This is a genomic window from Variovorax boronicumulans, assembly GCF_009811375.1.
Taxonomy (GTDB): Bacteria; Pseudomonadota; Gammaproteobacteria; order Burkholderiales; family Burkholderiaceae_C; genus Variovorax; species Variovorax boronicumulans.
In genome coordinates this window covers 1,671,001-1,683,382 of the sequence record NZ_BKDH01000001.1, presented here as the reverse complement: position 1 = coordinate 1,683,382, position 12,382 = coordinate 1,671,001, and the positions used below count along the sequence as shown (strand labels likewise).

The 12,382-nt window shown below is 67.7% G+C and carries 12 protein-coding genes; 5 read left to right on the top strand and 7 right to left on the bottom strand.

The annotated features are described in order from the left end of the window. The first annotated feature begins 25 nt into the window (after positions 1–25). From VHAB30_RS07615 to VHAB30_RS07600, 4 genes are all read left to right on the top strand, one after another. The gene (locus VHAB30_RS07615; protein ID WP_159276432.1) at positions 26–1,222 is read left to right on the top strand and encodes an amino acid aminotransferase; all 1,197 of its coding nucleotides are present in this window, start codon (positions 26–28) and stop codon (positions 1,220–1,222) included. 155 nt (positions 1,223–1,377) lie between these two features. Further along, positions 1,378–2,838 (top strand): polyhydroxyalkanoate depolymerase, encoded by a 1,461-nt coding sequence (locus VHAB30_RS07610; protein ID WP_070061058.1) that lies wholly within the window; start codon positions 1,378–1,380, stop codon positions 2,836–2,838. A gap of 19 nt (positions 2,839–2,857) precedes the next feature. After that, complete coding sequence (locus VHAB30_RS07605) at positions 2,858–3,490, top strand: RnfABCDGE type electron transport complex subunit B (RefSeq protein WP_159276430.1); 633 nt, start codon at positions 2,858–2,860, stop codon at positions 3,488–3,490. Further along, the gene (locus tag VHAB30_RS07600) at positions 3,487–4,122 is read left to right on the top strand and encodes a LysE family translocator (protein ID WP_101490007.1); all 636 of its coding nucleotides are present in this window, start codon (positions 3,487–3,489) and stop codon (positions 4,120–4,122) included. Before VHAB30_RS07605 ends, VHAB30_RS07600 begins: the two co-directional genes overlap by 4 nt. A gap of 12 nt (positions 4,123–4,134) precedes the next feature. On the opposite strand, the gene yedA is transcribed toward VHAB30_RS07600, so the two are convergent. Further along, a complete protein-coding gene (yedA, locus tag VHAB30_RS07595) occupies positions 4,135–5,058 on the bottom strand; it encodes a drug/metabolite exporter YedA (protein ID WP_159276428.1) in 924 nt (307 codons plus the stop codon). Positions 5,059–5,174: 116 nt separating this feature from the next. Between yedA and VHAB30_RS07590 the strand changes: the two genes are divergently transcribed. Then, positions 5,175–5,672, top strand: a complete 498-nt coding sequence (locus VHAB30_RS07590; RefSeq protein ID WP_062473217.1) for an Lrp/AsnC family transcriptional regulator — start codon at positions 5,175–5,177, stop codon at positions 5,670–5,672. Here VHAB30_RS07590 and VHAB30_RS07585 read toward each other — a convergent pair. Genes VHAB30_RS07585 through VHAB30_RS07560 form a run of 6 tightly spaced genes read right to left on the bottom strand, consistent with a single transcriptional unit; the run spans position 5,662 to position 12,371 of the window. Continuing rightward, positions 5,662–6,147 (bottom strand): VOC family protein, encoded by a 486-nt coding sequence (locus VHAB30_RS07585; protein WP_056580047.1) that lies wholly within the window; start codon positions 6,145–6,147, stop codon positions 5,662–5,664. The two genes, VHAB30_RS07590 and VHAB30_RS07585, sit on opposite strands and share 11 nt — an antisense overlap. After that, positions 6,144–7,181, bottom strand: coding sequence for a biotin synthase BioB (gene bioB, locus VHAB30_RS07580; RefSeq protein ID WP_062473215.1), 1,038 nt, complete (start codon positions 7,179–7,181; stop codon positions 6,144–6,146). Before bioB ends, VHAB30_RS07585 begins: the two co-directional genes overlap by 4 nt. After that, entirely contained in the window at positions 7,181–9,229 is a 2,049-nt protein-coding gene (gene accC, locus VHAB30_RS07575) for an acetyl-CoA carboxylase biotin carboxylase subunit (RefSeq protein WP_095745698.1), read from the bottom strand. The genes bioB and accC overlap by 1 nt, the downstream gene beginning before the upstream one ends. A 21-nt stretch (positions 9,230–9,250) precedes the next feature. Continuing rightward, positions 9,251–10,795 (bottom strand): acyl-CoA carboxylase subunit beta, encoded by a 1,545-nt coding sequence (locus VHAB30_RS07570; RefSeq protein WP_062473211.1) that lies wholly within the window; start codon positions 10,793–10,795, stop codon positions 9,251–9,253. A gap of 59 nt (positions 10,796–10,854) precedes the next feature. Continuing rightward, the gene (meaB, locus tag VHAB30_RS07565; RefSeq protein ID WP_095745699.1) at positions 10,855–11,904 is read right to left on the bottom strand and encodes a methylmalonyl Co-A mutase-associated GTPase MeaB; all 1,050 of its coding nucleotides are present in this window, start codon (positions 11,902–11,904) and stop codon (positions 10,855–10,857) included. Next, entirely contained in the window at positions 11,898–12,371 is a 474-nt protein-coding gene (locus VHAB30_RS07560) for a GNAT family N-acetyltransferase (protein ID WP_062473207.1), read from the bottom strand. Before VHAB30_RS07560 ends, meaB begins: the two co-directional genes overlap by 7 nt. Positions 12,372–12,382: the final 11 nt, after the last annotated feature.

Below are 12,382 nucleotides of genomic sequence, written 5' to 3'. Positions count from 1 at the left end.
AGCTTTCATCCCAAAGGACCTTTCCATGTCTATGTTCACCGCGGTCGAAATGGCGCCGCGCGACCCGATCCTCGGCCTCAACGAGCAATTTGCAGCCGACACCAACCCCCTCAAGGTCAATCTCGGCGTCGGCGTGTATTACGACGACAACGGCAAGCTGCCCCTGCTCCAGTGCGTGCAGGCCGCAGAGCAGAACATGATGAAGGCCCCCTCGGCCCGCGGCTACCTGCCGATCGACGGCATCGTGGCCTACGACAACGCCGTCAAGGGCCTGGTCTTCGGCCCCGACAGCGAGCCCGTCACCTCCGGCCGCGTGGCCACCATCCAGGCCATCGGCGGCACCGGCGGCCTGAAGGTCGGCGCCGACTTCCTCAAGAAGCTCAACCCCAACGCCACCGTGCTGATCAGCGACCCGAGCTGGGAAAACCACCGCGCGCTGTTCACCAACGCCGGCTTCACGGTCGAGAGCTACCCCTACTACGACGCCGCCCAGCGCGGCATCAACTTCGACGGCATGCTGGCCGCCCTGAACGCGGCACCGGCCGGCACCATCGTCGTGCTGCACGCCTGCTGCCACAACCCGACCGGCTACGACATCACCCCCGAGCAATGGGACCTGGTCGTTGCCGCAGTGAAGGCCAAGGGCCTCGTGCCCTTCCTCGACATGGCCTACCAGGGCTTCGGCTACGGTCTGAAGGAAGACGGCGCGGCCGTCGCCAAGTTCGTCGACGCCGGCCTGACCTTCTTCGTCTCGACCTCGTTCTCCAAGAGCTTCAGCCTGTACGGCGAACGCGTCGGCGCCCTGTCGGTGCTGTGCGAGAACAAGGAAGAAGCCAGCCGCGTGCTGTCGCAACTCAAGATCGCCATCCGCACCAACTACAGCAACCCGCCGATCCACGGCGGCGCCGTGGTGGCCGCGGTGCTGGGCACCCCCGAGCTGCGCGCCCTGTGGGAAAAGGAACTGGGCGAGATGCGCGTGCGCATCAAGGCCATGCGCCAGAAGCTGGTCGACGGCCTGAAGGCCGCCGGCGTGAAGGAAGACATGAGCTTCATCACCACCCAGATCGGCATGTTCAGCTACTCGGGCCTGACCAAGGACCAGATGGTGCGCCTGCGCAACGAGTTCGGCGTGTACGGCACCGACACCGGCCGCATGTGCGTCGCCGCGCTCAACAGCAAGAACATCGACTACGTCTGCGCGTCGATTGCGAAGGTCATCTAGGTGACAACCGGGTGTGACTGAATCGACTTTTTGACGATTCGTTCACATTCGGCCACAGAAGCCGAATCCAGCCCGCTGCGGGCTAGGGTTCGGCCCCCTGCGCCGCGGCAAATGCACTGATATATTGCACTGCAACATCCACTCAAAGACCCGCGATGCTCTATCAACTCTACGAAGCCCAGCGTTCCCTGATGGAGCCCTTCTCGGACTTCGCCCAGGCCGCCTCCAAGCTCTACGGTCCCGGCGCCGTCTGGAGCCAACTGCCGATGGCACAGCGCATGGCCGCCGGCTATGACCTGCTGTACCGGCTGGGCAAGGACTACGAGAAGCCCGAGTTCAACATCAAGTCCGTCAAGGTCGACGGCGAAGAGGTCGTGATCCAGGAGGCCGTCGAGCTCGACAAGCCCTTCTGCGAACTGCGCCGCTTCAAGCGCTTCACCGACGAACCGCACATCCTCAAGACGCTCAAGAGCCAGCCCGTGGTGCTGATCGTGGCGCCGCTGTCGGGCCACTACGCCACGCTGCTGCGCGACACCGTGCGCACCATGCTGCAGGACCACAAGGTCTACATCACCGACTGGAAGAACGCGCGCCTGGTGCCGCTGTCCGACGGCGAGTTCCACCTGGACGACTACATCAACTACGTGCAGGAGTTCATCCGCCGCCTGCAGGCCGAGTACGGCAACTGCCACGTGGTGAGCGTGTGCCAGCCCACCGTGCCGGTGCTGGCTGCCGTGTCGCTCATGGCCAGCCGCGGCGAGCCGCTGCCCCTCACGATGACCATGATGGGCGGCCCGATCGACGCGCGCAAATCGCCCACGGCCGTGAACAACCTCGCGACCAACAAGAGCTTCGAGTGGTTCGAGAACAACGTGATCTACCGCGTGCCGCAAGGCTTCCCGGGCGCGGGCCGCAAGGTCTACCCGGGCTTCCTGCAGCACACGGGCTTCGTGGCCATGAACCCCGACCGCCACGCCAGCAGCCACTACGACTACTTCAAGGACCTGATCAAGGGTGACGACGCCAGCGCCGAAGCCCACCGCAAGTTCTACGACGAGTACAACGCCGTGCTCGACATGGACGCGGACTACTACCTCGAAACCATCCGCACCGTGTTCCAGGACTTCGACCTGGTCAACGGCACTTGGGACGTGAAGAGCCCCGCCGGCCAGGTGGAGCGTGTGCGTCCGCAGGACATCCACGCCACCGCCCTGCTCACCGTCGAAGGCGAACTCGACGACATCTCCGGCTCGGGCCAGACCCAGGCCGCGCACAGCCTGTGCACCGGCATCGCCGATGCCAAGCGCGAGCACTACGAAGTCAAGGGCGCGGGCCACTACGGCATCTTCAGCGGCCGCCGCTGGCGCGATCTGGTCTACCCGAAGGTGCGCAACTTCATCGCCGCCAGTGACGAGCCCCAGCGCCGCGCCGGTGCGCGCGAAGAGCTGCCGGCCGAAGACCGCATCAAGCCGGGCCAGAAGCTGAAGGTCGTGGCCACCGCCGCGGCCCGCAAGACGCCGGTCGCTGCCAAGAAAGCGGTCGCCGTGAAGGCCGCGCCGGCTGCCAGGAAGCCGGCCGCAGCGGCAAAGAAGCCCCGCGCCAGCGCCGCGCGCTGAGCCGCGCGCATCACCCACCGTGAACGGGCTGGCCGCACGCATCAACGACGCACTGCCTCAAACGCAGTGCACACGGTGCGGCTACCCCGATTGCGCGGGCTACGCGCAGGCCATCGCCGACGGCGAGGCCGACATCAACCAGTGCCCGCCGGGCGGCGCCGAAGGCATCGAACGCCTCGCGCTGCTCACGGGCCGACCCGTGCTGCCGCTCGATCCGCAGTTCGGCACCGAAGGCCCGCGCGCCATGGCCGTCATCGACGAGGCCTGGTGCATCGGCTGCACGCTCTGCCTTGACGCCTGCCCGACCGACGCGATCATCGGCATCCACAAGCGCATGCACACGGTGATCGAAGCGCACTGCACCGGGTGCGAGCTGTGCATTCCGGTCTGCCCGGTCGATTGCATCTCGCTCGAGGTTGAAACACCCGGCCGCAGCGGCTGGCAGGCGTGGTCGCAGGCACAGGCCGAGGCCGCATTGCAGCGCTACAAGCTGCACGCCCAACATCGTGACACCGCGAAGCGCGAGGCTGAGCCGCCCCCCGCCGCCGCCGAACCGCAGGCCGCCGACACGCGCAAGCGCTCCATCGTCGAAGCCGCCCTGGCGCGCGCCCGGGCCGCCGCCGAACAGCGCCAAGCCGCCAACAAACCATGACCCTCGACACCCTGCTGATCTATGCCGTCGCCTCGCTCGCCCTGGCGGTGATCCCCGGCCCGACCATGCTGCTGGCGCTGTCCAACGGCATCGACGGCGGCATGCGCCGCGCCAGCTGGGGCATCGCGGGCGCGTCGCTCGGCAGCGTCTCGCTGATCGCGGTCGTGGCGCTCGGGCTGGGCTCGCTGCTCGCGGCCTCGGAATGGCTCTTCAACGCGATCCGCGTCGCGGGCGTGGCCTACCTGGTGTGGCTTGGCATCAAGCTGTGGCGCAGCGAAGCGACCGACCTGGGCACGGCACTGGCCAAGTCGGCCATCGAGGTCCGTCCGCACGGCCGCATCGCACTCGTGCGCAGCCTGATGGTGGCGCTGTCGAACCCGAAGACGGTGCTGTTCTTCGCGGCCTTCCTGCCGCAGTTCATCGACACCGCCAAGCCCCAGGGCATGCAGTACCTGGTGCTGGGCGCGATCTTCGTGGTGCTCGACACCTGCGTGATGCTGGCCTATGCCGGCGCCGGCACGCAGGCCGTGCGCTGGCTCTCGCGCCGCGGCCTCAAGGTGCTCAACCGCAGCTGCGCGGTCGGCATGTGGCTGCTGGCCGCCACCCTCGCCTTCTGGCGCCGCCCCGCCTGAGCCTCGTCGAACTCAGCCCTTCTGCGGGCGCTTGAACAGCAACAGCAGCACGCCCGCCAGCACCACGCCCACGGCGTACCACTCGAAGCGCGTGACCGTCTCGTGGGCGATCCACACGCCCAGCAGCATCGCGATCACCGGGTTGACGAAGGTGTAACTCGCCGCCACCCCGGCCGGCGCCTGCGCGAGCAGCACCATGTAGGCGTTGAACGCGATCAGCGAGCCGAACACCACGAGGTAGACCCACGCCCCCAGCGCCACCGGCTGCGGCGGCCAACTCATCGTTTCGCCCGACACCGCAGCCAGCACCATCAGCACCACGCCGCCGCACAGCATCTCGCTCGCAAAGCCCATCGCACCGGGCGCCAGCGGCAGCTTGCGCTGGCTCAGCACGCTGCCGAGCGACCAGCAGATGCAGGCCACGCAGATCGCCACCAGCCCTTCGGGCGAGGCCTTGAAGCCGCTGCCCTGCGTGAGCATCAGCACGCCGACCAGCCCGAGCGCAATGCCCGCTGCTTCGAGCCGCGCCGGCTTCACGCCCCAGATCAGGTTCAAGAGCGCAATCAGCAACGGAATGACGGCAATGAATGCCACCACCAGCCCCGAGCCGATCGACACCTCGGCCAGCGCCGTGCCACCCATGCCGCCGCCGAGCATCAGCGCCCCGACGACCAGCGCATTGCGCCATTGGAGGCGCGTCGGCCAGGGCGTGCCGCGCCAGCGCATCCACGCCGCCAGCAGCACGCCCGCGACCAGGAAGCGCGAGCCCATCTGCAGGAACGGCGGAAAGCTGATCAGCGCGTACTTGATGGCCAGGTAGGTCGAGCCCCAGACCACCCAGGTGGCGGCCAGGCACAGCCACAGCAGCGGCGTCAGCCGGGGGCGCGAGGAGGAAGCGGCAGGCGCGGCCTGCGCGGGCGTGGCGAGTGTCGACATATCGAGGGTGTCTCTTCTTGGTATGGAATGCCCGTCATGGTATGAAAGCCATGGGCCGGCAGCCATGCGAAATTCATGGTTCTGCTCGCACCGCACCGTCGAATTAAAGGACTTCCATGGACTTCACCTTGACCCCCACGCTGGACGCCCACGACACCCGCATCCTGGCCGAACTGCAGGCCGACGCCCGCCTGAGCATGGCCGAGCTGGGCCGCCGCGTGCACCTGAGCCAGCCGGCCGTGACCGAGCGCGTGAAAAAGCTGGAAGCCGCCGGCGTCATCACCGGCTACCGCGCCACCGTGAACCTCACGCGGCTGGGCTACGGCATCCGCGGGATCATCCGCGTCGGTCGCGCCGATTACGACCTCGTGGTGAAGCTGGTGCAGGAGACGCCCGAATGCGTCAATGCCTACAACGTGACCGGCGAGGACAGCTGGATCCTCGAGATCGCCGTGATCGACGTGCCGCACCTCGATGCGGTGCTCGCCAAGTTCTGCATCCTGACCGAGACCGCGACCTCGATCATCCTGAACCCGGCGCGCGAGCACCAGCCGATGCTGCCGCCGCAGCGCGCCGACGTGAAGCCGCCGGTGCGCAAGGCGCTCAGCGCGTAGCGGCGAGCGCGTTGAAGGCCGTCACCACCTCGGGCGGCGCCTGCACCATCTCGACCAGCACGCCCTCGCCCGAGATCGGGAACTCGTCGTTGGCCTTGGGGTGCAGGAAGCAGATGTCGAAGCCGGCCGCGCCCTTGCGGATGCCGCCCGGCGCAAAGCGCACACCCTGCGCCGTGAGCCATTCGACGGCCTTGGGCAGGTCGTCGATCCACAGGCCGACGTGGTTCAGCGGCGTGGTGTGCACCGCCGGTTTCTTCTCGGGGTCCAGCGGCTGCATCAGGTCGACCTCGACCTTGAACGGGCCGCTGCCCATCGAACAGATGTCTTCGTCGACGTTCTCGCGCTCGCTGCGGAAGGTGCCCGTCACCTCGAGCCCCAGCATGTCGACCCACAGCTTCTGCAGACGCAGCTTGTCGGGGCCGCCGATGGCGATCTGCTGGATGCCCAGCACCTTGAAGGGACGCGGCGTGGTCATGCGCAGCCGCCTTCTTCGGCCTGCTCCTGCGTGCGGTGCGAGCGCAGGCCGAGCTTGCGCAGCAGCTGCACGTCGGCATCGACGTCGGGGTTGCCGGTGACCAGCAGCTTGTCGCCGTAGAAGATCGAGTTGGCGCCGGCCATGAAGCACAGGGCCTGCACCGCCTCGCCCATCTGCTGGCGGCCGGCCGACAGGCGCACGCGCGCGGTCGGCATCGTGATGCGCGCCACGGCGATCATGCGCACGAAGTCGAAGGGATCGACCGGCTCCGAGTCGGCCAGCGGCGTGCCGGGCACGCGCACCAGGCTGTTGATCGGCACCGACTCGGGGTACGGGTCCATGTTGGCGAGCTGCGCGATCAGCCCGGCGCGGTGCACCGGCTGCTCGCCCATGCCCACGATGCCGCCGCAGCACACGCTGATGCCGGCGCTGCGCACGGCCGCCAGCGTGTCCAGGCGGTCCTGGTAGGTGCGCGTGTCGACCACGTCGGTGTAGTACTCGGGCGCGGTGTCCAGGTTGTGGTTGTAGTAATCGAGGCCCGCGGCCTTGAGCTGCTGCGCGTGGTGCGGCTCCAGCATGCCCAGCGTGGCGCAGGTCTGCAGGCCCAGGCCCTTCACGGCCTCGACCAGCACCGCCACCTTCTCGACGTCGCGGTCCTTGGGCGCACGCCAGGCGGCGCCCATGCAAAAGCGCGTGGCGCCGGCGTCCTTGGCGGCCTGCGCGGCGCGCACCACCTCGTCGACCTCCATGAGCTTCTGTGCCTTCACGCCGGTGTCGAACTCGGCCGACTGCGGGCAGTAGCCGCAGTTCTCGGGGCAGCCGCCGGTCTTCACCGACAGCAGCGTGGCCAGTTCGATGTCGCCCTCGGGGAAATGCCGGCGGTGCACGGTCTGCGCCTCGAACAGCAGTTCCATGAAGGGCTTGTCCAGCAGCGCCTGGATGGCCTCCACGGACCAGGGGCCCTGGGGCGTCGCCACGGCCTTGGCCGGGCGGTGCAGCGTGATTGCCGCTTGTTGCAGGTCGTTGGCACCCATCAGTTGAACTCCAGAATGATTTGGTCGACGGCGAGCGATTCGCCCTTGGCCGCCGAGATCTTGCCCACCACGCCGTCCTGCGTGGCGAACAGCACGTTTTCCATCTTCATGGCCTCGATCACAGCCAGCTTCTCGCCGGCCTGGACCTGCTGCCCCGGCTGGACCGACACCTCGACCAGCAGGCCCGGCATCGGCGACATCAGGAACTTGCTCAGGTCGGGCGGTGCCTTGTAGGGCATCAGCTCGAGCAGGCGCGCGCCCAGCGGCGACAGCACCATGGTCTCGATCTGCGTGCCGTCGTGCGACACGCGCAGCGCCAGCGGGTTCTTGCCCGCGCCGCGCTCCACCTGCGCCGTGAAGGGCTTGCCGTTGGCCGTGCCCTGCACGCGCACCGCACCGAGCGCGAAGTCGCTCTCGATCTGGTAGCGCTTGTCGCCCACCGTGACGGCGCTGGCGCCGGTCTTGCCCTGGAAGTCGCTCACCGACACCGCGTGGTGCACGTGCTTGCCCTCGGGGCCCAGCTCGACCACCACGAACTGCTCGCCCACCTTCACGCCATGGCCCGCGAGTTGCCCGCTGATGCCCGAGGCGCGCGCGCGGTAGCGGCGGTTGACGAAGGCGGCCAGCGCCACCAGGAACGCCGGATCGGCGTGCGGCACGTCTTCCGCATGGAAGCCCTTGCCGTAGTGCTCGGCGATGAAGCCGGTGTTGAAATCGCCCGCCACGAACTTCGGATGCGCCAGCAGCGCGGCCTGGAACGGGATGTTGCTGCTGATGCCGCGGATCACGAAGCCGTTGAGCGCCTCGCGCATGAGCGCGATCGCCTCGTTGCGGTCCTTGCCGTGCACGATGAGCTTGGCGATCATCGAGTCGTAGTACATCGGGATCTCGCCGCCGTCGTACACGCCGGTGTCCACGCGCACGCCGTGCAGGTGGCCGGTGTCGCTCGCGAACATGCTCTCGGCCGGCGGCTGGAACTTCACCAGGCGGCCCGTCGAGGGCAGGAAGTTGCGGAACGGGTCTTCGGCATTGATGCGGCACTCGATGGCCCAGCCGTCGCGCTTCACGTCGGCCTGCGCCAGCGGCAGCTTCTCGCCGGCCGCCACGCGGATCATCAGCTCGACCAGGTCCAGGCCGGTGATGCACTCCGTCACCGGGTGCTCCACCTGCAGGCGCGTGTTCATCTCCAGGAAGTAGAAACTCTGGTCCTTGCCGACCACGAATTCCACCGTGCCCGCGCTCTGGTACTTCACGGCCTTGGCCAGCGCCACGGCCTGCTCGCCCATCGCCTTGCGCGTGGCGTCGGTGATGAAGGGCGACGGCGCCTCCTCGATCACCTTCTGGTGGCGGCGCTGAATGGAGCACTCGCGCTCGTTCAGGTAGATGACGTTGCCGTGCGAGTCGCCCAGCACCTGGATCTCGATGTGGCGCGGCTCCTCGACGAACTTCTCGATGAACACACGGTCGTCGCCGAAGGAATTGCGCGCCTCGTTGCGGCAAGAAGTGAAACCCTCAAAGGCTTCCTTGTCGTTGAAGGCCACGCGCAGGCCCTTGCCGCCGCCGCCGGCCGAGGCCTTGATCATCACCGGGTAGCCGATGTCCTTGGCGATCTCGACGGCGCGCTCGGCCGTCTCGATGGCGTCGTTCCAGCCGGGGATGGTGTTGACCTGGGCTTCGTTCGCGAGCTTCTTCGAGGCGATCTTGTCGCCCATGGCCGCGATCGAATAGTGCTTCGGGCCGATGAAGGCAATGCCCTCTTCCTCGACCTTGCGCGCAAAGGCTTCGTTCTCCGACAGGAAGCCGTAGCCCGGATGCACGGCCTCGGCGCCGGTCTTCTTGCAGGCCGCGATGATGCGGTCGGCCTGCAGGTAGCTTTCGCGGCTGGGCGCGGCGCCGATGTGCACGGCCTCGTCGGCCAGCTCGACGTGGCGGGCTTCCTTGTCGGCGTCGGAGTAGACGGCGACGGTGAGGATGCCCATCTTCTTGGCCGTTTGAATCACGCGGCAGGCGATTTCGCCACGGTTGGCGATCAGGATCTTCTTGAACATGTTCTTCTTTCTCCGTGCGGCTCAGAGCGGAATGTTTCCGTGCTTGCGCCACGGGTTCTCGAGCTTCTTCTCGCGCAGCATCACGAGCGAGCGGCAGATGCGCTTGCGCGTCTCGTGCGGCAGGATCACGTCGTCGATGTAGCCGCGCGCGCCGGCCACGTACGGGTTGGCGAAGCGGGCCTTGTACTCGGCCTCGCGGGCGGCGAGCTTCTCGGGGTCGTTCTTGTCTTCGCGGAAGATGATCTCCACCGCGCCCTTGGCGCCCATCACCGCGATCTCGGCGCGCGGCCAGGCCAGGTTGACGTCGCCGCGCAGGTGCTTGGAGGCCATCACGTCGTATGCACCGCCGTAGGCCTTGCGCGTGATGACGGTGATCTTGGGCACCGTGCACTCCGCGTACGCGTACAGCAGCTTGGCGCCGTGCTTGATGATGCCGCCGTACTCCTGGCCGGTGCCGGGCATGAAGCCGGGCACGTCGACGAAGGTGATGACGGGGATGTTGAAGGCATCGCAAAAGCGCACGAAGCGCGCCGCCTTGATGCTGCTCTTGATGTCCAGGCAGCCCGCCAGCACCAGCGGCTGGTTGGCCACGATGCCGACCGTCTGGCCTTCCATGCGCGCGAAGCCGATCACGATGTTCTTCGCGTAGTCGGGCTGCAGCTCGAAGAAGTCGCCGTCGTCCACCACCTTCAGGATCAGTTCCTTGATGTCGTAGGGCTTGTTCGGGTTGTCGGGCACCAGCGTGTCCAGCGAGTAGTCGGGCCGGTCGGCCGGGTCGCCCTGGCCGTCGTTGCCCAGGCGCACCGGCGGCTTCTCGCGGTTGTTCAGCGGCAGGTAGTTGTACAGGCGGCGCAGCATCATCAGCGCCTCGACGTCGTTCTCGAACGCCATGTCGGCCACGCCGCTGCGCGTGGTGTGGGTGATGGCACCGCCAAGCTCTTCGGCCGTCACGCTCTCGTGCGTCACGGTCTTCACCACCTCGGGGCCGGTGACGAACATGTAGCTGCTGTCCTTCACCATGAAGATGAAGTCGGTCATGGCGGGCGAGTACACGGCGCCGCCGGCGCATGGGCCCATGATCATGCTGATCTGCGGCACCACGCCCGAGGCCATCACGTTGCGCTGGAACACGTCGGCATAGCCACCCAGCGAGGCCACGCCTTCCTGGATGCGGGCGCCGCCCGAATCGTTCAGGCCGATGACCGGTGCGCCGACCTTCATGGCCTGGTCCATCACCTTGCAGATCTTCTCGGCATGGGCTTCGCTGAGCGCGCCGCCGAAGACCGTGAAGTCCTGGCTGAACACAAACACGAGGCGGCCGTTGATCATGCCGTAGCCCGTGACCACGCCGTCGCCGGGGATCTTCTGCTCGGCCATGCCGAAGTCGACCGAGCGGTGCTCGACGAACATGTCCCACTCTTCAAACGTGCCGTCGTCGAGCAGCAGCTCGATGCGCTCGCGCGCCGTGAGCTTGCCCTTGGCGTGCTGCGCGTCGATGCGCTTCTGCCCGCCGCCGAGTCGCGCCTGGGCGCGCTTCTTTTCGAGTTGTTCGATCAGTTCTTGCATGGTGTGCTTCCGAAGCTGTGGTTCTGGATTGCTGGGAGAGTCTTGTGGGGGCCGAGGTGTCACACCCGGGCGGTGATGGCGGCCGCTGCGAGCAGCTGGCGCGCCGCCGTCGAGGCCGGCAGGCTGCCCTGGGCCACCTGCTGCGTGAGTTGCGGCAGCAGCTCGCGCACCTGCGCATGCTGGCGAAACGCCTGCTTGAGCCCGGCGTCGATGCGTTCCCACATCCACGCGGTGGCCTGTTTTTCGCGGCGCTTCGCGAGCTTGCCGTTGGCGGTCTGGAGCGTCTTGAATTCGAGCACGGCGTCCCAGAAGGCGTCGACCCCAGTGCCGGCGAGCGCACTGAGCTGCAGCACCTTGGGCAGCCAGAAGCGGCGCTCCACGCCGCTGTGGGCGTCGTGCACGGCGTGCGCGTGGTCGGGGTTGCCCTGGTGGCCGAACAGGCGCAGCGCCGAGGTGATCTGGGCCTGCGCGCGCGTGGCGGCGTCGCGGTCGATGTCGGCCTTGTTGATGGCGACCAGGTCGGCCAGCTCCATCACGCCCTTCTTGATCGCCTGCAGGTCATCGCCCGCATTGGGCAGCTGCAGCAGCACGAACATGTCGGTCATGCCGGCCACGGCCGTTTCGCTCTGGCCCACGCCCACGGTCTCGACGATCACGATGTCGTAGCCCGCGGCCTCGCAGACCAGCATGGCCTCGCGCGTCTTCTCGGCCACGCCGCCGAGCGTGCCGCTCGACGGGCTGGGCCGGATGTAGGCGCGCTCGTGCACCGACAGGCGCTCCATGCGCGTCTTGTCGCCGAGGATGGAGCCGCCCGACACGGTGGAGGACGGGTCGATGGTGAGCACGGCCACGCGGTGGCCCTTGCCGATCAGCAGCAGGCCCAGCGTTTCGATGAAGGTCGACTTGCCCACGCCGGGCACGCCCGAGATGCCGAGGCGAAACGATGCGCCGGTGCGCGGCAGCAGTGCCGTGAGCAGCTCGTCGGCCTGCGCGCGGTGGTCGGTGCGCGTCGATTCGAGCAGCGTGATCGCCTTGGCGATGGCACGCCGCTGCGCCATGCCCGGCGCATCGGCGAGCGCGCGTTCGAGCGCGCCGACGGTGTTCAGCACGCGGCCTCCGACGCCACGCGCCAGCGGTAGTGCAGGTCGACGCCCTCCTCGCCTTCGAGCACGAAGCCGTGCCGCTGGTAGAAGCGGTTGGCGTCGCTCTGCACGAGCGCGGTGAGCTTGATGTCCAGCTTCTGTTCGCGCGCCTGCGCCTTGGCCCAGCGCAGCGCCCATTCGCCGATGCCGCGCCCCTGGAAGCCGGTGCGCAGGTACAGGTGATCGAGGCGCAGCGCATCCGCGTCCTCGGGCTTGAGCGTGATGAAGCCCAGGCGCTGCTCGCCGTCGAGCACGATGTGGTGCATGTACGGCACCACGAAACCGGCCGACAGGCGCTCGCGCGAGCGCGTGAGGTCGAAACGGCCGACGCGCTCCAGGCTCGGACGCATCGCATCGATGCGCACGGCCAGCATGTCTTCGAAATCGCTGGAATCCACGGGCTGCAGCGACAGCCGCGACAAGAGATCGCCCACGTCGATTCGTC